This window comes from Neorhizobium sp. P1_A6 (assembly GCF_056406795.1).
The window spans coordinates 15084-35401 of the sequence record NZ_JBFTZM010000011.1 but is presented as its reverse complement, the minus strand read 5'-3'; the positions used below and the strand labels follow the sequence as shown (position 1 = coordinate 35401).

Genomic DNA, 20318 nt, shown 5'->3' with positions numbered 1-20318 from the left:
ATGGGCAGGGCGCGCAAAACGGAAGACCAATCCGCATTGGACTGCTATGAAAGTTTTCGATAGGATTTAATCGTGTCCGATTTCCTGGAAAGTAGCCGATCATGCGCACCACCCAGTCGCTCAGCATCACCCTGCCGCTCGAAATGGCGCAGATGGTCAAGTCCAAGGTCGCCTCCGGCGAATACGCCACCGAAAGCGAAGTCATTCGTGACGGCCTGCGCACGCTGCTCGCCCGCGATGCGGCAATCGAGAAGTGGCTGGTTGAGGAAGTGGTGCCGACGCTGGATGAGATCGAAGCGGATCCCTCCAAGGTCATGCCGCTTGAGGAGGCACGTAGAAGGCTGCATGCCCGCGTCGACAAACTGGTCGATCCAGAGGCATGAAGTATACGGTCTTGTTCTCGGATGATGCCGAAGAGGACGTCGCGGAGCTCTTGGAGTACTTGGTACCTGCCGCGGGGGAGAAAGTTGCCAAGCGATACGTCGATCGGTTGATCGACTACTGTTACTCCTTTGAAACCTTTCCCGAACGCGGCGTTTTCTCCAACAAGAGGCCGGGCCTGCGTCTCGTCGGATACCGGCGCAAAGCGACCATCGCGTTTCAGGTTAAAGGCGATGTCGTCGTTATCGCCCGCATCTTCCATCGCGGCCGCAATATTGATTTCGGCGACGCTTCCAGCGATCTCGACTAAACAATCCGGTTGTTCTCGATCGTCAGATGCTTGAACCCCTGGGCCTGACCGTCTCCGCGAGCCAGCTCTGCCGTGGATGGCGCCTTCCAGCGATGGCCGATCACCGCGCCGTCCTTCACCGCCTCGAACAGGTTACCGGAAATCAGCGCGCTTCCGGCCCCTTCGACGACGGTCACCGCGCAGCCGACTTTCGCCTGGCGGACGATGTTGTTGCTGGCAAGCACGTTGCGCAGGTACGGACCGAAACCGAGCGCCATGCCCCAGAGCGGCACATTCTCGATGACGTTGCCGGTCACCGCGGTGTCCGCCTCGACGCTGATGCCGACGCCGAAGATCGCTTCGTCGAGCACATAGGGACCGGTGGGCTTCAGGTTGCGGACGATGTTGTTGGCGACGGTCGCCAGCCGGCCGCCCTCGTTGAAATTGACAACAGAGATGCCGTTCGCCGCGCCGTCAATGATATTGCCCGACACCATGGCGCCCTCGAAGGCGAATTCCGCATAGATCGCCGTCTCGCCGGAGGCGAGGCAGGTATTGCTGGCGATCTGGGCGTTCGAGGCGCTGTTGGCACGGATCGCCGAAAAGGCCGAATGCGAGATCTGGTTGCCGGTCACCATCACGTTGTCGGCCCGGAACAGGTTGATCGCATTGCCATACTGACCGGTGCCGCCGTTTGTTGCTCCGATCCGGGAGATACGATTGCCGGAAACAATCGTACCGTCGGCGCCCTTGGTCCACCGATGGATGAGAATGCCGCCGTTGCCGCAGTCGGAAACCGTATTGCCGTTGACCGAAAGCCCGGTGCTCTCGACGGCATAGAGGCCATATTCCGCGGCTCCGGAAATTCGGCTCCGCTCGATCCGCCCGCCGCAGCGTTCGATTTGCACGCCCGTCTTGCGCGCTCCGATGATCTCGCAATTGTCGATGACGATCTCACTGATGCCGCGCATGGTGACGAGCGCCGGGCTCTGGTCGTCGAGCCGGCGGCTCGCTCCGTCGATGACGATGTTGGAAAGCTCGATGCGGCGCACCCCGTCGGCCGTAAGCATCCGTCCGTCACCGGAATAGACGAGCCGCGACGCGCCCGGTACGCCGGTGATGCGCGTACCTTCGGGCAGGTCGAGATTGGACACCGGGTAGTTTCCGGGCGGCAGGAAGACCGGCATGTTCTGGCGCGCCGCCTTGGCGATAATCTCTGCGAGTTTGCGGTTCTGCTTGTCTCCACCGTCAGGGGTGACGCCATGCGCACCGGCATCGATCGAGCCGCGCAGGTCGACCGACGGAAAGCCTTGTGAGGCGGAGAAAACGCGGGGAGGCAAGGTTCCGGCAGCCGCCGCACCCGCGATCATCGTCAACGCCGCCCGTCTCGAAATCATCCAGCGCCTCCTCCTGGCGTCAATAAAGCATTTTCTATGCCAGTCCTTTATATTGTTATTACGCTAAAAGTCTTGGACAGCTCAGTAAAAAGACTTCTGCCCAAGCTTCAATCATGGCAATTTCACGATGATTTTAAGCAACGATAAGGAATTCTCCGTCATGCTATAGGGCAATTGGCGCGAGTTCCCGCGTATTTTCTGTTGAAAATGAAAAGGAGGCACTCGGATGGCGGGACCCATGTCGCATAGCATGCCCTTGACGTTTGCCCCCGATCCGCTCGACGAGCTCTGCAGCCGTCTCCTGCGCGTTTCCACCGACAGCGATATCGACCTCGACGTTGCCCTGGTCACGCTCGAACTGGAAACCCGTACCCTTCTCGACCAGCTCCCGGACTTCATTTACGTAAAGGACCGTCGCGGCCGCTTCGTCTTTGCCAATGCCGCGGCCGGCCGCAGCAGCAAGCTGCATGAAGGCAACGACCTGATCGGCAAGACGGATTTCGACATTCTCGATCATGAAACCGCACGCGAACTGTTTCTCATCGAACAGGAGATCATGTCGACCGGTGTGGCGATCGACGGTCGCGAGGAGCGCGTCAAGCTCGGCGATGGCCGTGTGCTCTGGCTTACCACCTCCAAAATGCCGCTGCGCGATGTTCACGGCCAGATCGTTGGCCTGGTTGGCATTTCCCGCAACATTACCGAGCGCAAGCGCCAGGACGACCGCCGGCACGGCCATGCGCGTCTTCTCGAGATGATCGCCCGCGGCCAGCCTTTGACGGCGGTTCTGGATGCGCTGGTCAAAACGGTGGAGGATGAGCTGGACGACGTCACGGCCTCGGTCCTGTTTCTCGAAGAAGGTACGGACCGGCTGCGTCACGGCTCGGCGTCACGCCTTCCGCCGGCCTATGTGAAACTGATCGATGGCATCGAGATCGGCCCGAAGGTCGGCTCCTGTGGCACCGCCGCCTGGCGGCGCGAACCTGTCTTCGTCAAGGACGTGCTGACCGATCCGCTCTGGGACAACTATCGCGAACTGGCGCTGAGGTTCGGTTTTCGCTCCTGCTGGTCGACGCCGATCATGGGCGCTGACGGGCGAGTGCTTGGCACGTTCGGGCTCTATTCCGACGCGCCGCGCGAACCGACTGAGCTCGAACTCGAGCTGACCGCGATGGCGACCGATATTGCCGGCATCGCCATCGAGCGCGCCCGCTCGGAAGAACGCATCCACCACATGGCCCATCACGATCCGCTGACCGGCCTGCCGAACCGGACGCTGTTCTGGGCGCAGTTCAGCCGCGCCCTGCATGAGGCCCGCCGCGAGAAACGCAAGGTCACGGTCGCTTATCTCGACCTCGACAATTTCAAGCAGATCAACGATACGCTGGGTCACGCGGCCGGCGACGAGGTGTTGAAAACGCTGTCGTGGCGCATGGTCAACTGCGTCCGCGTCACCGATCTTCTGGTTCGCCTTGGTGGCGACGAGTTCGCGATCGTCTTCAGCAATGTCAGTCACGACGAACTCGGATTGATGCGCCGGCTTCAGGAATTGCGAACCGCGATCTCGAAGCCGATAGTCATCGACGACCAGAGCGTCACCGCCACCTGCAGCATGGGCGTCGCCTTCTTCCCGCAGGATGGTGAAACGCCCGAAGAACTGCTCGCCCGCGCCGACCGTGCCATGTACGAAGCCAAGGATCTCGGCCGCGACCGCCTGCGGGTCTCGCATGTGCCGGGCGATGGCCTCGGCATTTAGGCGTCCTTATCAGGATGGGAGCTACCGAGATATCGCCGGGCTAACCAATAGCCCTGTTTGTGCAGTTCTTCGGCTGCCGCTTCGAGCGAAGTGTCGAGGTCTCGTCACGGACATCTCAGTAGCAATGTCTCCCGCAATGCCGGAAGCTTATGGCATTGGCGGAGACGCCTCGGAGAGCGCGTCGTCCGGCGATTTTTCCGGCGTCACGAAGACCTCTTCGTAACTCGATACAAATTTTTCGAACAGCAGCGAGAATGTGTGAAGTTCGTCTTCCGGCCAGTCCTCCAGGACACGTGCCAGCAGGGAGCGTTTGACGGAACGGATCTCGGCCAGCAGGCCGTCGCCCAGTTCGGTGCGCACGACCAGCGAACGGCGGCCGTCCGCCTGGGAGGCGTCGCGGCGCAGGATGCCGCGGGCGACGAGATCGGCCACCAGCCGGCTGCCGCGCGAGGGGTCGATGCGCATCGCCTCGGCGATCGCCCCCACCGTCACCTCGCCTTCGATGCGGCGCATCACATCCAGCACGTCGAGATGCGAAATTTCCAGGCCCGGCGCGATATTGGCAATCGCCGTGCGGCCGATGATCCGCCGGCCGATCAGGATCCGCATCCGCCCGAGCATTTCGCTCACGCGGGCCACGTCCTCGGGGGAGGGTGAGGCGGCAGCGGGTTTCGGGTTTAAAAGGCTCTTGCTCGTCATGCCGCCGAACATATCAAAGCCCATAAAGCTTTCCAACCGTTCTTTGCCCTGCGCATCAAAGTGCCGTTGACAATTATATGCTGAAGGCACATAAATTTTAGGACACTTTGGATTGACCCATGGATATGACCCGTCCGGCCCATGTGCCGCTCGTCGCCAACCACCGCCAGCGGTTGGTGATCTTCTGTTTTTTGCTGACGGCGCTGTTCATGGCGACGCTGGACAACCAGATCGTCTCGACGGCGTTGCCGACGATTGTCGGCGAGTTCGGCGAACTGGAGCGTTTTGGCTGGATCGGGTCGGCCTATCTCCTCGCCAGCAGCACGTCGATGCCGATCTACGGCAAGCTCGGCGATCTGTTCGGCCGCAAATACGTGATGCTGGCGGCGATCGTCATCTTCACCGTCGGTTCGCTCACCTGCGGGCTTGCCTGGTCGATGGATTCGCTGATCGCCTCGCGCGTGCTGCAGGGCTTTGGCGGCGGCGGCATCATGGTGTCGATCTTCTCGATCAACGCCGACCTGTTCGAGCCGCGGGAACGGGCGAAATACCAGAGCTATTCGAGCCTGGTGATCATGGCCTCCGGCAGCCTCGGCCCTCTGCTCGGCGGCACGATGAGCGAACTGTTCGGCTGGCGGTCGATCTTCCTGATCAACCTGCCGATCGGTATCATCGCGGTCACCGGCATATCGCTTCTGCTTCCCTATCGCCGCCCGATCCGCAAGCCGAAGATCGACTATCTCGGCGCCGTCCTGCTGGCGGGAACCGTTGCGAGCATTGTCGTCTGGGCCGATAGCGTCACGCTGTTCGGTTCGCTGGTCGCCTGGCAGTCGATGGTGGTCGTGGCAGCGGGCGCGCTCTGCGCCGTGGTCTGGGTCTTCATCGAGGGGAAGGTGCCGGAGCCGATCGTACCACTGAAACTGTTCCGCGATTCGACCTTTTCCCTGTTCCTGATCGTCTCCTTCTGTACCGGCGCGGTGGCGATCGGCATGGCCAATTATTTCGCGCTCTTCCTGCAGACGACCACCGGTCTGTCGCCGACGACCGCAAGCTTCTGTTTTGTCGCCACGACCCTCGGCATCGTCATCGGCTCGCTGTCGACCGGCCGGCTGATCTCGATCACCGGCCGCTACAAGCCGTTCACGCTGATCGGCCTGTCGCTGAATATCGTTGCCTTGTTCATCTTCTCGCAGCTTCCGGTCGGTACCCCGATCTATGTCATCCTCGGCTTCATGCTGATGCAGGGCCTGGCGATCGGCTTCGGCCAGCAGGCGCCGATCATCGGCGTTCAGAATTCAGCCCCCCGCGAGGATGTCGGTGCCGCCACCGGCGCCGTGACGCTGATGCGCATGGCCGGCGCCTCGATTGCCATCTCGGTCTATGGCGCGATCGTCGCCGCCGGCATCCGGGGCGTCGGCACCAGCATCCCCGGCGTCGAGGATATCGGCTCGCTGACGCCGCTGATGATGCTCGCATTGCCCGAACCGTCGCGGATCGCGGTCCACACGCTCTACACCGAGGCCTTCACGCCCGTGTTCATGGCCGGCAGCGCCATGGCGCTGATCGGCCTCATCGCCGCCCTGATGCTGAAACCGGTCCGCCTGCCGCAGGCGGTGATCGCCGAAAAGAAGCCGGCCACCGCCTCGGAGTGATCTGGCGTCCGACCGTTTTTGCCCTATCTTCAAGGACATGAAACCAGAGGCGCTGCTTCATCCCACCCCGGCCGGGCTGTTCTGCCCCATCGGCCGTTTCCATGTCGATCCGGTCCGTCCCGTCGAGCGGGCACTGATCACCCACGGTCATTCCGACCACGCCCGCGCCGGCCATGCCAAGGTTCTGGCGACCCGCCAGACGCTCGACATCATGCGGCTTCGTTACGGCGAGGATTTCTGCGGCGAGGAGCAGGCAGCCGCCTTCGGTGAGGAGATCGATGTCGAAGGCGTGCGGGTGAGTTTTCACCCCGCCGGCCATGTACTCGGCTCGGCCCAGATCGCCATCGAGAGGCAAGGTCTGCGCATTGTCGTTTCGGGCGATTACAAGCGCGGCGTCGATCCCACCTGCGCACCTTTCGTGCCGGTCGCCTGCGACGTCTTCATCACCGAGGCGACCTTCGGCCTGCCGGTCTTTCACCACCCGGATCCGAAAGACGAGATCGACAAGCTGCTGACCTCGCTGAAACAGTTCCCCGAACGCAGCCATCTCGTCGGCGCCTATGCGCTCGGCAAGGCGCAGCGGGTCATCCGGCTGATCCGCGATTGCGGGTATCACGAGCCGATCTTCATCCATGGCGCGCTCGCAAGACTCTGCGATTATTATGTCGGCCAGGGCATCGACCTCGGCGATATAAGGCCTGCGACCGTCGAGAAGAGCAGCCCCGACGCTTTCAGGGGCGCCGTCATCGTCGGTCCGCCCTCGGCCTTTCAGGATCGCTGGGCGCGCCGCTTCAACGAACCGCTGATCGCCTTTGCCTCCGGCTGGATGATGGTGCGCCAGCGCGCCAAGCAGGGCGGCGTCGAACTGCCGCTGGTCATCTCCGATCACTGCGACTGGCCGGAACTGCTGTCGACTATCGAGGAGATCGGTCCATCCGAAGTGTGGGTGACACACGGCCGCGAGGAGGCGCTGGTGCGCTGGTGCGAGCTGAAGAACATTCCGGCAAGGCCGCTGCATCTGGTTGGTTACGAGGACGAGGGGGATTGATGGGGATCGACAATATTCGTTGTGCCACCAGTACCCCCCTCTGCCCTGCCGGGCATCTCCCCMTCAAGGGGGGAGATCGGCAAGTGGTATGGCCATTGCCATTCTTCAAAGACAAAACCCCTCCCCAACCCCTCCCCACAAGGGGGAGGGGCTTCGCTGCCACGCGTTTCCGTCGAGATCGAGGCAAGGCATTGCCACGAGTCTTCTCCCCCCTTGTGGGGGAGATGGCCGGCAGGCCAGAAGGGGTCTTTCTTCGGGAGGCTGGCTCATGAAACCCTTCGCCACCCTCCTCGACCGCCTCGTCCTCACCCCGTCCCGCAACGGCAAGCTCACCCTTCTCGCCGACTATTTTCGCGATACGCCCGATCCCGACCGCGGTTACGGCCTAGCCGCATTGGCCGGTGGCCTCGATCTGAAAAGCGTCAAGCCCGCCATGCTACGCGACCTCGTGCTGGAACGCATGGATCCGGTTCTCTTCCAGTATTCCTACGACTATGTCGGCGATCTCGCCGAGACCATCTCGCTGGTCTGGGACGGCACCCGCAAGGACGAAATCGATGATGATCACCAGCCGCGCCTCGGCGAAGTCGTCACCAGAATGAACTCGCTCGGCCGCACCGAGGTGCGCTCCGCCGTCCGCGACCTGCTCGACAGGCTCGACCCGTCAAGCCGTTTCGCTTTCCTGAAGCTCGTCACCGGTGCGCTCCGCATCGGCGTTTCGGCCCGCCTCGCCAAGCAGGCGCTGTCGGACATGAGCGGAAAGGACGTCACCGAAATCGAGACGCTCTGGCACGGATTGACCCCGCCCTATGAACCGCTTTTTGCCTGGCTGGAGGGCAGGGCGGACAAACCGGTCCTCGCCACGCCGGCGATCTTCCACTCGGTCATGCTGGCCAATCCGGTGGAGACCGGCGATCTCGAAAAGCTGGATCCCGCCGATTACGCCGCCGAGTGGAAATGGGACGGCATCCGCGTGCAGATGTCGAGCTACGGCGGCACGAAGAAGCTCTATTCCCGCTCCGGCGACGACATCACCGGCGCCTTTCCGGATGTCGTCGGGTCGATCAATTTCGAAGGCGTCATCGACGGCGAACTGCTGGTCGGCGGCACCGCCCGGTCCAACAATCCGACGCGCACCTTCTCCGATCTGCAGCAGCGGCTGAACCGCAAGACGGTGACAACCAAGATGCTCGACGACTACCCCGCCTTCGTGCGTGCCTACGACCTGCTGTTCGAAAGCGACCGCGATATCCGTGCCGAGACCTTTTTCGAACGCCGCAGGCGGCTCGGCGACGTGATCGAACGGGCGCCGCACGACCGTTTCGATCTCTCCGAACTCGTGCCGTTCACCACCTGGGACGAGCTCGACCGCATTCGCGTCGCGCCGCCCGATCCGGTCATCGAAGGGGTGATGATCAAACGCAAGGACAGCCCTTATCAGGCGGGCCGCCTCAAGGGGCCATGGTTCAAGTGGAAGCGCGACCCCTACAATATCGACGCGGTGATGCTTTATGCCCAGCGCGGTCACGGCAAGCGGTCGAGCTATTATTCCGACTTCACCTTCGGCGTCTGGGCCGAGACGCCGGATGGCGAGGCGCTGGTGCCGGTCGGCAAGGCCTATTTCGGCTTTACCGATGCGGAGCTCGAAGTGCTCGACAAGTTCGTGCGCGACAACACGGTCGATCGCTTCGGGCCGGTCCGGGCGGTGCGTGCGGAACCGGATTTCGGTTTCGTGCTGGAGGTCGCCTTCGAGGGCATCAACCGCTCGACCCGCCACAAGTCGGGCGTCGCCATGCGCTTTCCGCGGATCGCCCGCCTGCGCCAGGACAAGCTGCCGCGCGACGCCGACCGGCTTTCGACGCTGACGGCAATGGTGGACGCCAAGGCGAATTAGGCGGTGCCGTTCCCGAATCGTTGAATGGACAGCGCCTTTGGCGAGTGCTGAAATCAGATTCGCGCGCAACGGAAGAAATGGATTCCGCAGACATGGCATCAAAAGACATGGCATCAGACCGCATCATTGCCCCGAATTCCCACTCGATACGCGACGGCGTCACACGCCGGACACTTTTGGCGGCCGCCGCCGGCGTTTCGGCCGCTGCCATGTTGCCGGCCGCGGCGCGCGCGGAATTCCCCATTCCGGACGTTCCTCCGCTTGAGAGGGAAGACTATGGCGAAGCCCGCAGGCGGTTCCATACCAATCTCTTGAGGAAGGGGCCTTCTCCCGAACAGTCTGCCCCGCTCGGCACGCCCGCAGGCGCCAGGAGGGTGATGTATCGCGGCGGCCCGGACGGTTCGATCGAACTGATCGCCTGGATCTCGCCCTATGAGCCTTCCGCGAAGCTGAAGCCCGCGGTTCTTTTCCTGCACGGCGGCAACGCCACCGGTGACGGCCATTGGGAACTGATGAAGGCCTATTGGGAAGCCGGTTACGTCGTCATGCTGCCCTCGTTCCGCGGCGAAAACGGCCAGGCCGGCAATTATTCGGGCTTCTACGACGAGACATCGGATGCGCTCGCTGCCGCAAGCTACCTGGAGGAACTGCCGGGGATCGACAAGAGCCGCTTTTTCCTCGCCGGCCATTCGAATGGCGGCACCCTTGCGCTGCTCGCCTCGATGACCCGAAAATTCCGCGCCTCGGCGCCGATCTCGGCGGGTGTCAATTCCTGGCGTTATTTCGGCCGCTTCGAGCGCGAAGTCCGTTTCGACGAAAACGACCAGCAGGAATTCGTCATGCGCTCCTCGGTCTGTTTCGGCCACAGCCTCAAATGCCCGACGCTGCTGCTGCGCGGCACCGAGGAACGCCCCTTCGATGCCGACCACCAGCTGCTGATGGATCGGGCAAAATCGACAGGCGTTTCCATCGAGGCAAAGCTCTTGCCCGGCAACCATAACGGCGTCGTGCCGGGCGCGGTCGCCGAGAGCATCCGCTTCTTCAACCAGGTGATAGGGTAGGGCTTAGCCGACCTCATTGTGCATCGTCAGAATTACCCGAACATCAGCGACCGGTGCGTTCCCGCGCCTGCCATGGCGCCGTCGCCGACTGAAATTGCCACCGAGCCCGCAGCGCGGGCTGCATCGCCGCACGCGAAAACACCGGGAACGCTGGTCTGCTGGGTCATGTCGGTGCGGATGAATTTGCCCACCGGGCCGTCTTCCAGGGCGCACCCGAGCTGTTCGGCAATCGGGCTTGCCAATTCCGTTTGCGACAGGACGAAAAGTCCGGCGAAACTCAAGGCCCGGCCATCCTGCAGCAGGATTTCGGCATGGCCGCCGATCGACGAGATCGGCATTTCTTCGATGGTGACGCCGCGCGCCGCCAGCTGGCCAGCCTGTTCCGTGTCAGGTCGGAACGCATCGTTGAGCAGCAAGGTCGTCGGCCCCCAATCGGGCAGCATCAGCGCGTGATGCATCGACAGCCTGGAGACGGCGATCACGCCTATCTGCCCGCGGTTCAGTTCGTAGCCGTGGCAATAGGGGCAATGAAAGACGCTTTTGCCCCACCGGTCGAGCAGGCCGGGGACTTCAGGCAGATGATCCTTGACGCCCATGGCGAGCACCAGCCGTTTCGCCGCAAGCTCTTTGCCGTCTGCTGTCACCGAGAAGCCGTCATCGCTTTTCCGGGCATCGTCGGCCCGCGCGTCGAGCCAATCGACGGTCGGATAGGCCATCAGTTGCGAACGGGCTTCACCAGCAATGATCTCGGGCCTTTCCCCATCGCGGGTGAGGAACCCGTGAGAAGTCTCGGCAAAACGGTTCCTGCGATGGCCGTCGTCGATCACCAGAATGCGGCGGCGGGCGCGGGCGAGCTGCAGGGCGGCGGAGAGGCCGGCATAGCTGCCACCGATGACGATCGCTTCATAATCCATGCGAAATCCTCCTCATGAGTCTCGAAACAACATAAGTTACATGAATGCGCGCGGTCAATAGATTCGTAACTTATGTTGTTGCGAATGATTGCCCGTGTTAGGAATGGATGGCCGATAACGCGCAAGGAACGCCACGATGAGACATGACAGCCGCCTCTCGCGCATGCTGCACGTGTTGATCCACATGGACCGGCACGAAGGCGCGGCCACGTCGGAAACCATTGCCGCGATGCTCAACACCAATCCGGTCGTGGTCCGCCGCACCATGGCCGGGCTTCGGGAAAAGGGCTATGTGCGCTCGGAAAAGGGCCATGGCGGCGGCTGGAGACTGGGTCGCCCCTTGTCGGAAATGACATTGCTCGACATCTACGAAGCGGTCGGCGAGCCCGCGGTCTTTGCGGTCGGCCCCGCCTGCGACCAGCCGGCATGCCTGGTGGAACAGGCCGTCAATGCAGCCCTTTCCGAAGCTTTCGAGGAAGCCGAAAAGCTGCTTCTGAGCCGCTTCGGCAAGGTGACGCTGGCAGATATCGCCCGCGACTTCGATGCCCGCATGGCACGCCATCCGGCATTGGCGGCCGATGCCGGGACGGGTTGGCACGCGTAAACGGTTCCACCAGCCTCGCGCCAGCCGCATCTGCGATGGTCGGCCCAGACGTCATCTGCTGGAAGCGGGTTCCCATGCCATTCTCCTTTCGATCTTTCCGCCGAACCCTTGGGCTTTCCGTCACGCTCGCTGCGACCGCTGCGGTCAGCGGCTGCCAGATTCCCTTGGTCACCGATACCAGCCGCATGAACCCCGACGTCTTCGTCCAGGAGACGTCGCCGGTCTTCAACGTCGCACCCTATGCGGATCCGCCGTCGAACCAGCCGCCTCCGATGCCGGGTGCGATCCCGCACAAGCGCCAGCTCTATCCGTCGACTTTCCATCAGACCTACGGGTTGCCGATTTCCAACCCGGTCCACCGGGCGATGTATGGCGTGATCCGCGATGACGGCCACACGCTTCCGGCAATCCCTTATTCGCGCATCGATGCCCGTTATCTGCGCCAGGACGTCGACTACCGAACCAGCGAGGCGCCGGGCACGATCGTCGTCGATACCAGGGAGCGCTTCCTCTATCTCGTGCAGCCGGGCGGCAAGGCGATCCGTTACGGCGTCGGCCTCGGCAAGGCCGGTTTTGCCTGGCAGGGCCGCGGCGTGATCCAGCGCAAGGCGGAATGGCCGCGCTGGACGCCGCCGGACGAGATGGTCGCCCGCCAGCCGGATCTGCGCAAATTTTCGGCCGCCGAAGGCGGTGCCAATCCCGGGCTCAACAATCCGCTCGGCGCCCGCGCGCTCTACATCTTCAAGGATGGCCAGGACACGCTCTACCGGGTGCACGGCACGCCGGATTGGCAGTCCGTCGGCAAACAGACCTCGTCCGGCTGCGTGCGCATGTTCAACCAGGATGTCATCGACCTCTTCGACCGCGTGCCCTCCGGCACCCCGATCGTGGTCCTCTGAGCGCAGCAACTGGCTTGGCAATAGACGGAAAGGGCGGCGGTGCCGCTCTTTTTCGTTTGATTCATCTCATGGGTTTGAACCGCCGTGTAGGTCTCGTGAATAGTTGATTAACGACCGCAGACCTATCTTCCCTGCGGAAGGAGCGAGTCGGAACTTTTCTGCCGCCCTGCCGTTAAAGAGCGATTTTGCTGTTCCCTGCGTTTCCTATCGGACGGTCCTGCCTCAGATGATCCTGACCCCTTCGTTTTCCCGCCGGAGTTTTTTGTCTCTCCTCGGTGCGGGCGCGGCCTCCACGCTTGCCGGCTGCGCCTCATCGGTGCCGCGTCCGCTGGCGACCACGGTTGCCTTCCGACCGGAGCCTATTGAAGGTCCGTCGTCGGAACTGGATGTGATGTACGGTTCCATGGTCGACGGCGGTTTCGTCATTCCGGCGATACCCTATCGGCAGATCAACCCACGCTATTACCGCCAGCAGGTCGTCGATCCGACCGGTGAGCGTCCAGGCACCGTCGTCGTCGATACCGCCTCGCGTTTCCTCTACCTCATCGAGCCGGGCGGCACCGCGATGCGTTACGGCGTCGGCATCGGCCGCGAAGGGTTCGCCTGGCAGGGCGAGGGCGTCATCCAGTGGCGGCAGAGATGGCCGAAATGGACGCCGCCGGACGAAATGGTCGCCCGCCAGCCGGAACTCACCAAATATTCGGCCAAGAACGGCGGCATGCCGCCCGGCCTTCTGAACCCGCTCGGTGCCCGCGCGCTCTACATCTTCAAGAACGGCCAGGACACGCTCTACCGCCTGCACGGCTCGCCGGAATGGAACTCGATCGGCAAGGCCGTCTCGTCGGGCTGCGTGCGGCTGATGAACCAGGATATCATCGACCTCTACGACCGCGTGCCGGAAAAGGCGCGTATCGTGGTGTGGCAGTAATCTCTGTCACAGACGCTTGCTAATCATCCCCGGCGCAACCTAGATTTGCGCCGAAAGGGATTTGCGCATGGTCGAGATCGACATCGCTCTCGTGAAAAACCTGATAGCCGCCCAATTCCCCGATTGGGCGGATTTGTCCGTGCACCCGGTCGCGATCGGCGGATGGTGCAATCGCACCTTCCATCTCGGCGACAACATGCTGGTGCGCCTGCCTGGGGCCGAACGTTATGTCGCGCAGGTGGAGAAGGAACATCGCATCCTGCCGACGCTTGGCCCCCGATTGCCGCTTCCCATTCCAGTCCCCCTCGGGCTAGGAAAGCCGGGCGAAGGTTATCCCTGGCCCTGGTCAGTCTACGCCTGGATTGTGGGCGACCGGTCCAGTCTCAGGACGATCGCCGACCTGACCGTTTTTGCCGAGGATCTGGCCGATTTCCTGCTGGCTCTCTGGAAAGTCGACCCGTCCGACGGCCCGCCTGCCGGCACGCATAACTTTTTCCGCGGCGGCGCATTGGAAGTCTATGACGACGAGACGCGCCGCTCGATCAGAGTCCTTGCCGACCAGATCGATGTGCCGCTGATCACCGAAATCTGGGAACGGGCGCTCGCCTCGACCTGGAAGAACAGGCCGGTTTGGGTGCATGGCGACGTCGCCGAAGGCAACCTGCTTGTCCGCGACGGACGGCTTGCCGCTGTGATCGATTTCGGCAGTTCCGGCACCGGCGACCCGGCCTGCGACCTCGTCATCGCCTGGACCCTGTTCGATGAACCGGCAGCCCGCGCCTTCCGCAATCGAGTAAGGCTCGACGCCGAGACCTGGGAAAGGGCGCGCGGCTGGTGCCTATGGAAAGCGCTGATCACGGTTGCCGGCGAACCCGGCACAAATCCGCTGGTCAAGGATGAGCATCGCCGCTGGATCGACAGGATCGTTGCGGATCACCTCGGCCAGACCTGATCTCTACGGGAACTAGGCTGGAACTTTTCCGTTGAATTGCGTGAAATGTTCTGGAGGAAGTCGTGCAGCAGAATTCACTATGGCGAGCCTATAGCTACGCCTGGATCACCTTGGCATTTTTTGTTTTCAGTCTTGTCGGGCATTGGCTGTTCGGCTGGTTCGCCTTTGTCCAGGAACAGGCCGAGCACGGGCAGCCGGTGGAATTTTCTCCCTATCTGGTGGAAATGCTGAGGGATACGTTCGAAAACTGGCAGTCGGAATTCCTGCAGCTGCTCTGGCAGGTCGGCGGGCTTGCCTTCTTCCTGTTTCTGGGCTCGCCGCAATCGAAGGAAGGCTCCGATCGGCTGGAGGCGAAGATCGACGTCATCCTGCGCAGAGTGGATCCCGCCGACGGCGAAAGCGTGATCCGGGAATTGGACGAGCGTTATTCGGGCCGCCATACGGACGAACCGGAAGCCCACAAGACGTGAGCGGCGCAAGTTCTGCCACCCTCGCGTTGACCGGTCTCGACCGGCGATGGAGACTGTCAGACAGAGGGCAGCGCCTCTTTTTCGCTTCCCGCTTTCGTCAGCCTTTCCTTGAGCGCAACCAGTTCGTCGCGCAGTGCCATGGCTTCCTCGAAGCTGCAGCCGGTGGCTTTGCCGATTGCTGCGGTGACCCCGGCCGCCTGGGTTTTCAGTTCTCTGCCCTTTTTCGTCAGCAAAATCTTCACCTGCCGCTCGTCGTCGCGGTCACGCTTGCGGGCGACGAGGCCGGATTGTTCGAGCCGCTTGAGGAGAGGGGAGAGCGTGCCAGAATCCAGTCCGAGCCGGTCGCCAATCGCCTTTACCGGCTGGTCGTCCTCCTCCCACAGCGCGATCATCACCAGGTATTGCGGATAGGTGAGGCCGAGCGGCTCGAGCAGCGGCTTGTAGGTGCGCGTGAAGGCATGCGCCGCGCCGTAGATCGCAAAACACAGCTGCGCATCGAGCTCGATCTCGAAATTATCCGCGTTGCGCGCTTTTTTCTGCATGGCCGGTCCTGTCTTCACGTGCCTGTGCTCTATCTTTTTCGGCAAGCGCATTTTCGCAGGCTTGACGGCGAAATGCAATGCGCGTAATTAGATTGTGCGCAATTGAATTGCGGACAATTTTTTAACCTTGAACCATCATCAAAGACCAAGGGAGTTAGACCCATGCCTATTCTCTACACCACCAAGGCTTCTGCCACCGGCGGCCGCGCCGGCCATGGCGCCTCCGAAGACGGCGTTCTCGACGTCACGCTGACCGTTCCGAAGGAACTCGGCGGCGACGGCGCCCGCGGCACCAATCCGGAACAGCTTTTCGCAACCGGTTATTCCGCCTGCTTCCTCGGCGCGCTGAAGAACGTTGCCGGCAAGGAAAAGGTCAAGATCCCGGATGACGCCAAGGTGACGGCGACCGTCGGCATCGGCCCCCGCGACGACGGCAAGGGGTTCGGCATCGAAGTATCCCTCCTGGTCGACATCCCGGGCATGGACAAGGCCCAGGCCGAAGACCTCGTCGCCAAGGCCCATATCGTCTGCCCCTATAGCCACGCGATGCGCACTTCGACCGAAGTGCCGGTCTCGGTCGCCTGATCGTTCTGAAAATTTCCGAAATGGAAAGCCGGCCGCTTGCGCCGGCTTTTTCTATTTGATCCCGCCCAGCGTCGCCCGCAGTTCTGCCGGTCCGCCTTCGCCAAGCTCAGCGTCGATCTCGGCATGCACTCGCTTCCAGATCGGCAGGGCGGCCGACAGCATGGTCATGCCGTCATCTGTGAGGCGCAGCAGCCGGCCGCGCCGGTCCTTCGGATCGACGGTGGTTTCCACCAGGCCGCGCCGTTCCAGCACTTTCAGTGCCGCCGTCAGCGTTGTGCGGTCCATCGCGAGCAAGCTGGCGACCTGGCTCATCGGCGCCGGCTGCGGCCGGTTCAGCGACATCATCAGCGAGAATTGCCCGTTGGTAAGCCCGATCGGCTTCATTGCATTGTCGAAACGCCGGGCAAGCGCCCGCGCCGCCCGCTGCACATGCAGGCACAGGCACGTGTCGCGGACCAGCAGCGTTGTCGAAAAGGGAATCACTTCGATGGTCTGAATGTTTGACAGCATCGGAAGAGTATGTTGATATCAACTTATTCTGTCAAGCATAGGAGGAGCCTGTCATGGATGTCACCATGTCCCCGAAAAACCCTGTCGTCAGCCGCGAGGAGTGGCTCGAAGCCCGGCGCAAGCTGCTGGCTCTGGAAAAAGAAGAGACCCATCTGCGCGACAAGGTGCGCGCCGAGCGTCAGGCGATGCCCTGGGTAAAGGTCGACAAGGACTACGTGTTCGACACTCCGAAGGGCAAAAAGTCGCTCGCCGAACTGTTCGACGGCCGCAGCCAGCTGCTCGTCTACCATTTCATGCTCGGCCCGGACTGGGATGCCGGCTGCCTCGGCTGTTCATTTCTCTCGGACCATATCGATGGCGCTCTGCCGCATCTCAACAACCACGACGTCACCTATGTCGCGGTGGCCCGCGCGCCGCTCGACAAGATCGAGGCCTACAAGAAGCGCATGGGCTGGAAATTCCCCTGGGTCTCGTCCTTCGGCAGCGATTTCAACTTCGATTATCACGTCTCCTTTACCAAGGAAGACCTCGCCAAGGAGAAGGTGTATTATAACTTCCGCGAGGTCCCGCCGTCAGAGGCGCATGACGAGCTGCCGGGTCTTTCCGCCTTCTACAGAAACGAGGCGGGCGAGATCTTTCATACCTATTCCAGCTATGCCCGCGGCGGCGAAGAGCTGATCGGCACGCTGATGATCCTCGACCGGGCACCACTTGGCCGCAACGAGGATTCGACGATGAATTTCGTCAAGCGCCATGACGAATACGATGAGAAGCCACAGGAGACGGCTTCATCCTGCTGCCATTGAACGGGTTCATTCTGGCGCTTCGAAAAGAGGAGGAGGAAAAGATGAGCACGATGGAAATGCCCAAGCCGCAGGTCGAACACGGCTTTCTGGAAAGGATGGTCGGCCTCTGGGAGGTGACGTCCACCAGCATGGGCCATGACGAAAAATGGGTCGAGGTCTGCCGGTCGCTGAACGGCATCTGGTTCGTCGCCGAAGGCAGCGGCGAGATGCCGGGTGGCGGTGGCCCCGCCACCACCATCCTCACCCTCGGCTATGATCCGGCCAAGGGCAAATATGTCGGAACCTGGCTCGGCACGATGATGAACCATCTCTGGGTCTACGAGGGGGAGGTGTCGGACGACGGATCGACGCTCAATCTCTATACGACCGGCCCGGATTTCGCCAATCCCGGCAAGACCGGCGACTACCGCGAGCAGATCATCTTCACCGATGACGATCATCGCGTCTTCAATTCCAGCGCAAAACAGCCGGACGGCTCCTGGAAGCAGTTCATGGAGGCGAACTACGCCCGCAAGCGCTGAGCCTTGCGTGTGTCCAATTCAACGCGTCGGTCGACGCAGTCATTCATAGAGGAGACGACCATGTTGCAGACCGTTACCGGGTCTCGATCCGAGACCCATGGCAAATTCATCTGGGTCGAGCTGATGACGCCCGATACCGATGCCGGCGGAAAATTCTATTCGTCGGTGGTCGGCTGGAAGGTCAAGGAAATGTCGATGCCCGACATGCCCGCCTATTTCCTGTTCGAAATGGGAGAGGGCGACAATCGGCCGGGCGTCGGCGGCATGATGAACTTTCCGCCGGAACTCGAAGGCAAGATCCCGCCGAACTGGACCGGTTATGTCGCAGTCGACGACGTCGATCAGATGGCCAAGGACTATGTCGCCAATGGCGGCCGCGTCCAGCGTGAGCCGGAGGATATTCCGGGCATCGGCCGTTTCGCGGTCGTCGCCGATCCGCATGGTGCGGTCATCTGCATCATGACGCCGATCCCGCCGGAGAACCCGCCGCAGGCACTGGCGCCCGATGCCGTCGGCAATGTCGGCTGGCGGGAACTTTATGCCGGCAACGGCAAGGAAGCCATGGACTTCTACGGCAAGATGTTCGGCTGGACGCTCGACCACGATTTCGACATGGGCCCGATGGGTACCTACCACATCTTCTCCCATAACGGCCGGCAGATCGGCGGCATGATGACCAAGCCGGCGGAAGTGCCGATGGCCTGCTGGTGCTACTATTTCATTGTCGACTCGATCGATGCCGCAATCGCCCGGTTGACGGCAGGCGGCGGCAAGGTCGTCCACGGCCCGATGGAAGTTCCCGGCGGCTCCTGGATCGTTCAGGCGCTCGATCCGCAGGGCGCTTTCTTCGCGCTGACTTCCGCGAAGAAGTAAGCGGCATAGTCTGTTTTGGCAGGTGTTGGCTGTTTTGGCAGGTGTTGGCCCTCATTCTGAAGTGCATGTGGAGGCGTTGAAAAAGACGCCGGCATGTCGCCAAAGGGTGAGGGCCTTCCCCTTTTTTGCTTCGAAAAACTGATTGCAAAATGGAACTGGTTTGGTAGGCTGGAGCCAATTGCAGATCGCAACTGGTTCAAGGGGAAAGTAATGTCCGGTTCCAAACTGACATTCCTGATCGCCCACGGCGCCTGGACCGGCGGCTGGTCGTGGGAGCGGGTGCTGACCCGCCTGCATGCCAGGGGCCACCGCGCCTACGCGCCGACGCTGACCGGGCTTTGCGAGCGCAAGCACCTGGCGAGCCCTTCCGTCAACCTCGACACCCATATCGACGACCTGGTCAATGAGGCGATCTACAAGGACCTGACGGATATCGTCCTCGTCGGCCATTCCTATGGCGGCATCGTCGCCACCGGCGTTGTCGAGCGCATGCCCGAGCGGATCCGCTCGATCGTCTATGTCGAGGCCTTCATCCCCGAGGACGGCATGAGCTTCACCGACTACGATCCGGAGGGAGATTATTCCGCGCCGATGATCCCGGTGCCGGAAGGCCCCGGCGGCCATATGCGCGAAGAGGACGAGCTGTGGGCCGCACCGAAGGCGACGCCCCAGCCTTCCGGCACCCTGCGGCAGAAGTTGAAAGTCACCGGCGCCTATCAGCGTGTCCCGAAAAAGACCTTCATCGTCGCGACCGGCTGGGACGGGCCGTTTGGCCGGATGTCGGAGAAATATCGCGGCGCTCCCGGCTGGACCGTGCATGAGCTTGCCTGCGGCCACGATATCCCGATCGACATGCCGGACGAACTGACCGCGCTGCTGATCGAGGCGGCCTGATGAGGAACGGTTAAGGAGCGGCCGATGGCAAAACTGGTGTTCGAGATGATGATCTCGCTCGACGGCTATATCAACGACGCCCGGGGCGATTTCGACTGGGGACATATCGACGCCGAGGTGCATGGCCATGCCAACGAGGAGGGGCGTCGCTGCGGCCTCGCCGTCTACGGTCGGCGCATGTACGAGACCATGGCGTTCTGGCAGACCTATCGGGGCGATACGCCGTTCGAGGCGGAATATGCGGAAATCTGGCGGCAGACCGACAAGGTCGTCGTCTCGAAGACCTTGAGCGAGCCGAAGACGCCGCGCAYGAAACTGGTGACCTCTCTCGATGTCGGCGCGATGCGCGACCTGAAGGCGCAAACCGGGGGGAATATTTTCGTCTCCGGCCCGACGCTTGCCGCCGACTATCTGGATGCCGGCCTGGTCGACGAAATCGGCATCTATTACGTCCCCGTCGCGGTCGGCGACGGTACGCCGATGTTCCAGACCCGGAACAAGGTGAAACTCGCGCGCACTGAAGAGGTGCCCTTCACCAACGGCACCGTCTTTATCCGCTACGACGTTCTGAATGGCAGCTGACGGATAGAATCTGGGGCCTGGTACCGGAGCGGATGTCGCCTCAAGCTATTCGAATACCCTG

Annotated in this window: 23 protein-coding genes; 18 read left to right on the top strand and 5 right to left on the bottom strand. The window is 62.1% G+C overall.

The genetic code is table 11. The annotated features are described in order from the left end of the window. Positions 1-101 precede the first annotated feature (101 nt). Both AC1D3C_RS21155 and AC1D3C_RS21150 read left to right on the top strand, forming a co-directional pair. On the top strand, positions 102-383 hold the full coding sequence (locus tag AC1D3C_RS21155; protein ID WP_038540865.1) for a ribbon-helix-helix domain-containing protein: 282 nt from the start codon (positions 102-104) through the stop codon (positions 381-383). Further along, on the top strand, positions 380-691 hold the full coding sequence (locus AC1D3C_RS21150; protein ID WP_038540868.1) for a type II toxin-antitoxin system RelE/ParE family toxin: 312 nt from the start codon (positions 380-382) through the stop codon (positions 689-691). Before AC1D3C_RS21155 ends, AC1D3C_RS21150 begins: the two co-directional genes overlap by 4 nt. Here AC1D3C_RS21150 and AC1D3C_RS21145 read toward each other — a convergent pair. Next, positions 688-2067 (bottom strand): TIGR03808 family TAT-translocated repetitive protein, encoded by a 1380-nt coding sequence (locus tag AC1D3C_RS21145; protein ID WP_477484218.1) that lies wholly within the window; start codon positions 2065-2067, stop codon positions 688-690. The genes AC1D3C_RS21150 and AC1D3C_RS21145 overlap by 4 nt on opposite strands. Before the next feature lie 226 nt (positions 2068-2293). Here AC1D3C_RS21145 and AC1D3C_RS21140 point away from each other — a divergent pair, with 226 nt between their 5' ends. Further along, the gene (locus AC1D3C_RS21140) at positions 2294-3823 is read left to right on the top strand and encodes a sensor domain-containing protein (protein ID WP_477484217.1); all 1530 of its coding nucleotides are present in this window, start codon (positions 2294-2296) and stop codon (positions 3821-3823) included. A 147-nt stretch (positions 3824-3970) separates the two neighbouring features. Here the strand turns inward: AC1D3C_RS21140 and AC1D3C_RS21135 are convergent, their stop codons facing one another. Then, entirely contained in the window at positions 3971-4522 is a 552-nt protein-coding gene (locus tag AC1D3C_RS21135; RefSeq protein WP_477484339.1) for a MarR family winged helix-turn-helix transcriptional regulator, read from the bottom strand. Between the two features lie 119 nt (positions 4523-4641). Here AC1D3C_RS21135 and AC1D3C_RS21130 point away from each other — a divergent pair, with 119 nt between their 5' ends. The 4 genes from AC1D3C_RS21130 (at position 4642) to AC1D3C_RS21115 (ending at position 10177) form a co-directional block, all read left to right on the top strand. Next, the gene (locus tag AC1D3C_RS21130; RefSeq protein WP_477484216.1) at positions 4642-6174 is read left to right on the top strand and encodes an MDR family MFS transporter; all 1533 of its coding nucleotides are present in this window, start codon (positions 4642-4644) and stop codon (positions 6172-6174) included. A gap of 37 nt (positions 6175-6211) precedes the next feature. Continuing rightward, on the top strand, positions 6212-7222 hold the full coding sequence (locus AC1D3C_RS21125) for a ligase-associated DNA damage response exonuclease (protein WP_477484215.1): 1011 nt from the start codon (positions 6212-6214) through the stop codon (positions 7220-7222). A 268-nt stretch (positions 7223-7490) separates the two neighbouring features. Then, on the top strand, positions 7491-9116 hold the full coding sequence (locus tag AC1D3C_RS21120) for a cisplatin damage response ATP-dependent DNA ligase (RefSeq protein ID WP_477484214.1): 1626 nt from the start codon (positions 7491-7493) through the stop codon (positions 9114-9116). Positions 9117-9223: 107 nt separating this feature from the next. Beyond that, on the top strand, positions 9224-10177 hold the full coding sequence (locus tag AC1D3C_RS21115; RefSeq protein WP_477484338.1) for an alpha/beta hydrolase family protein: 954 nt from the start codon (positions 9224-9226) through the stop codon (positions 10175-10177). 32 nt (positions 10178-10209) lie between these two features. Here the strand turns inward: AC1D3C_RS21115 and AC1D3C_RS21110 are convergent, their stop codons facing one another. Then, complete coding sequence (locus tag AC1D3C_RS21110; RefSeq protein WP_477484213.1) at positions 10210-11091, bottom strand: NAD(P)/FAD-dependent oxidoreductase; 882 nt, start codon at positions 11089-11091, stop codon at positions 10210-10212. A 136-nt stretch (positions 11092-11227) separates the two neighbouring features. Here AC1D3C_RS21110 and AC1D3C_RS21105 point away from each other — a divergent pair, with 136 nt between their 5' ends. The 5 genes from AC1D3C_RS21105 (at position 11228) to AC1D3C_RS21085 (ending at position 14944) form a co-directional block, all read left to right on the top strand. Then, positions 11228-11695, top strand: a complete 468-nt coding sequence (locus AC1D3C_RS21105) for an Rrf2 family transcriptional regulator (RefSeq protein ID WP_038540890.1) — start codon at positions 11228-11230, stop codon at positions 11693-11695. A gap of 74 nt (positions 11696-11769) precedes the next feature. Then, positions 11770-12594 (top strand): L,D-transpeptidase, encoded by an 825-nt coding sequence (locus tag AC1D3C_RS21100; RefSeq protein ID WP_247137698.1) that lies wholly within the window; start codon positions 11770-11772, stop codon positions 12592-12594. A gap of 226 nt (positions 12595-12820) precedes the next feature. Continuing rightward, on the top strand, positions 12821-13522 hold the full coding sequence (locus tag AC1D3C_RS21095; protein ID WP_038540897.1) for a L,D-transpeptidase: 702 nt from the start codon (positions 12821-12823) through the stop codon (positions 13520-13522). 67 nt (positions 13523-13589) lie between these two features. Continuing rightward, the gene (locus AC1D3C_RS21090) at positions 13590-14474 is read left to right on the top strand and encodes an aminoglycoside phosphotransferase family protein (protein ID WP_477484212.1); all 885 of its coding nucleotides are present in this window, start codon (positions 13590-13592) and stop codon (positions 14472-14474) included. 62 nt (positions 14475-14536) lie between these two features. Then, a complete protein-coding gene (locus tag AC1D3C_RS21085; protein ID WP_477484211.1) occupies positions 14537-14944 on the top strand; it encodes a DUF6766 family protein in 408 nt (135 codons plus the stop codon). Positions 14945-15000: 56 nt separating this feature from the next. Here the strand turns inward: AC1D3C_RS21085 and AC1D3C_RS21080 are convergent, their stop codons facing one another. After that, on the bottom strand, positions 15001-15486 hold the full coding sequence (locus AC1D3C_RS21080; RefSeq protein WP_477484210.1) for a MarR family winged helix-turn-helix transcriptional regulator: 486 nt from the start codon (positions 15484-15486) through the stop codon (positions 15001-15003). Positions 15487-15648: 162 nt separating this feature from the next. Here AC1D3C_RS21080 and AC1D3C_RS21075 point away from each other — a divergent pair, with 162 nt between their 5' ends. Beyond that, positions 15649-16071 (top strand): organic hydroperoxide resistance protein, encoded by a 423-nt coding sequence (locus tag AC1D3C_RS21075; protein WP_038540908.1) that lies wholly within the window; start codon positions 15649-15651, stop codon positions 16069-16071. Positions 16072-16122: 51 nt separating this feature from the next. Here the strand turns inward: AC1D3C_RS21075 and AC1D3C_RS21070 are convergent, their stop codons facing one another. After that, a complete protein-coding gene (locus tag AC1D3C_RS21070) occupies positions 16123-16581 on the bottom strand; it encodes a MarR family winged helix-turn-helix transcriptional regulator (protein WP_477484209.1) in 459 nt (152 codons plus the stop codon). A gap of 53 nt (positions 16582-16634) precedes the next feature. On the opposite strand from AC1D3C_RS21070, the gene AC1D3C_RS21065 reads away from it, so the two are divergent. The 5 genes from AC1D3C_RS21065 (at position 16635) to AC1D3C_RS21045 (ending at position 20257) form a co-directional block, all read left to right on the top strand. Beyond that, positions 16635-17387 carry a DUF899 domain-containing protein gene (locus AC1D3C_RS21065; RefSeq protein WP_247137691.1) on the top strand — a complete coding sequence of 251 codons (753 nt, stop codon included), beginning with the start codon at positions 16635-16637 and terminating at the stop codon, positions 17385-17387. Between the two features lie 41 nt (positions 17388-17428). Beyond that, positions 17429-17908, top strand: coding sequence for a DUF1579 domain-containing protein (locus AC1D3C_RS21060; RefSeq protein ID WP_038548889.1), 480 nt, complete (start codon positions 17429-17431; stop codon positions 17906-17908). Between the two features lie 60 nt (positions 17909-17968). After that, a complete protein-coding gene (locus AC1D3C_RS21055; RefSeq protein ID WP_247137690.1) occupies positions 17969-18781 on the top strand; it encodes a VOC family protein in 813 nt (270 codons plus the stop codon). 210 nt (positions 18782-18991) lie between these two features. After that, positions 18992-19675: an alpha/beta fold hydrolase gene (locus AC1D3C_RS21050; protein ID WP_477484208.1), complete on the top strand. Its 684-nt coding sequence runs from the start codon at positions 18992-18994 to the stop codon at positions 19673-19675. Positions 19676-19699: 24 nt separating this feature from the next. Then, positions 19700-20257, top strand: a complete 558-nt coding sequence (locus tag AC1D3C_RS21045; protein WP_477484207.1) for a dihydrofolate reductase family protein — start codon at positions 19700-19702, stop codon at positions 20255-20257. Positions 20258-20318: the final 61 nt, after the last annotated feature.

Excerpts from the sequence above, each read along its gene's own strand:
- AC1D3C_RS21105 (WP_038540890.1), top strand. The coding sequence starts at position 11,228 with ATGAGACATGACAGCCGCCTCTCGCGCATGCTGCACGTGTTGATCCAC.
- AC1D3C_RS21150 (WP_038540868.1), top strand. The coding sequence starts at position 380 with ATGAAGTATACGGTCTTGTTCTCGGATGATGCCGAAGAGGACGTCGCG.
- AC1D3C_RS21065 (WP_247137691.1), top strand. The coding sequence starts at position 16,635 with ATGGATGTCACCATGTCCCCGAAAAACCCTGTCGTCAGCCGCGAGGAG.
- AC1D3C_RS21110 (WP_477484213.1), bottom strand. The coding sequence starts at position 11,091 with ATGGATTATGAAGCGATCGTCATCGGTGGCAGCTATGCCGGCCTCTCC.
- AC1D3C_RS21070 (WP_477484209.1), bottom strand. The coding sequence starts at position 16,581 with ATGCTGTCAAACATTCAGACCATCGAAGTGATTCCCTTTTCGACAACG.
- AC1D3C_RS21095 (WP_038540897.1), top strand. The coding sequence starts at position 12,821 with ATGATCCTGACCCCTTCGTTTTCCCGCCGGAGTTTTTTGTCTCTCCTC.
- AC1D3C_RS21100 (WP_247137698.1), top strand. The coding sequence starts at position 11,770 with ATGCCATTCTCCTTTCGATCTTTCCGCCGAACCCTTGGGCTTTCCGTC.
- AC1D3C_RS21080 (WP_477484210.1), bottom strand. The coding sequence starts at position 15,486 with ATGCAGAAAAAAGCGCGCAACGCGGATAATTTCGAGATCGAGCTCGAT.
- AC1D3C_RS21140 (WP_477484217.1), top strand. The coding sequence starts at position 2,294 with ATGGCGGGACCCATGTCGCATAGCATGCCCTTGACGTTTGCCCCCGAT.
- AC1D3C_RS21075 (WP_038540908.1), top strand. The coding sequence starts at position 15,649 with ATGCCTATTCTCTACACCACCAAGGCTTCTGCCACCGGCGGCCGCGCC.
- AC1D3C_RS21145 (WP_477484218.1), bottom strand. The coding sequence starts at position 2,067 with ATGATTTCGAGACGGGCGGCGTTGACGATGATCGCGGGTGCGGCGGCT.
- AC1D3C_RS21130 (WP_477484216.1), top strand. The coding sequence starts at position 4,642 with ATGGATATGACCCGTCCGGCCCATGTGCCGCTCGTCGCCAACCACCGC.
- AC1D3C_RS21120 (WP_477484214.1), top strand. The coding sequence starts at position 7,491 with ATGAAACCCTTCGCCACCCTCCTCGACCGCCTCGTCCTCACCCCGTCC.
- AC1D3C_RS21050 (WP_477484208.1), top strand. The coding sequence starts at position 18,992 with ATGTCCGGTTCCAAACTGACATTCCTGATCGCCCACGGCGCCTGGACC.
- AC1D3C_RS21115 (WP_477484338.1), top strand. The coding sequence starts at position 9,224 with ATGGCATCAGACCGCATCATTGCCCCGAATTCCCACTCGATACGCGAC.
- AC1D3C_RS21055 (WP_247137690.1), top strand. The coding sequence starts at position 17,969 with ATGTTGCAGACCGTTACCGGGTCTCGATCCGAGACCCATGGCAAATTC.
- AC1D3C_RS21090 (WP_477484212.1), top strand. The coding sequence starts at position 13,590 with ATGGTCGAGATCGACATCGCTCTCGTGAAAAACCTGATAGCCGCCCAA.
- AC1D3C_RS21125 (WP_477484215.1), top strand. The coding sequence starts at position 6,212 with ATGAAACCAGAGGCGCTGCTTCATCCCACCCCGGCCGGGCTGTTCTGC.
- AC1D3C_RS21135 (WP_477484339.1), bottom strand. The coding sequence starts at position 4,522 with ATGACGAGCAAGAGCCTTTTAAACCCGAAACCCGCTGCCGCCTCACCC.
- AC1D3C_RS21155 (WP_038540865.1), top strand. The coding sequence starts at position 102 with ATGCGCACCACCCAGTCGCTCAGCATCACCCTGCCGCTCGAAATGGCG.
- AC1D3C_RS21060 (WP_038548889.1), top strand. The coding sequence starts at position 17,429 with ATGAGCACGATGGAAATGCCCAAGCCGCAGGTCGAACACGGCTTTCTG.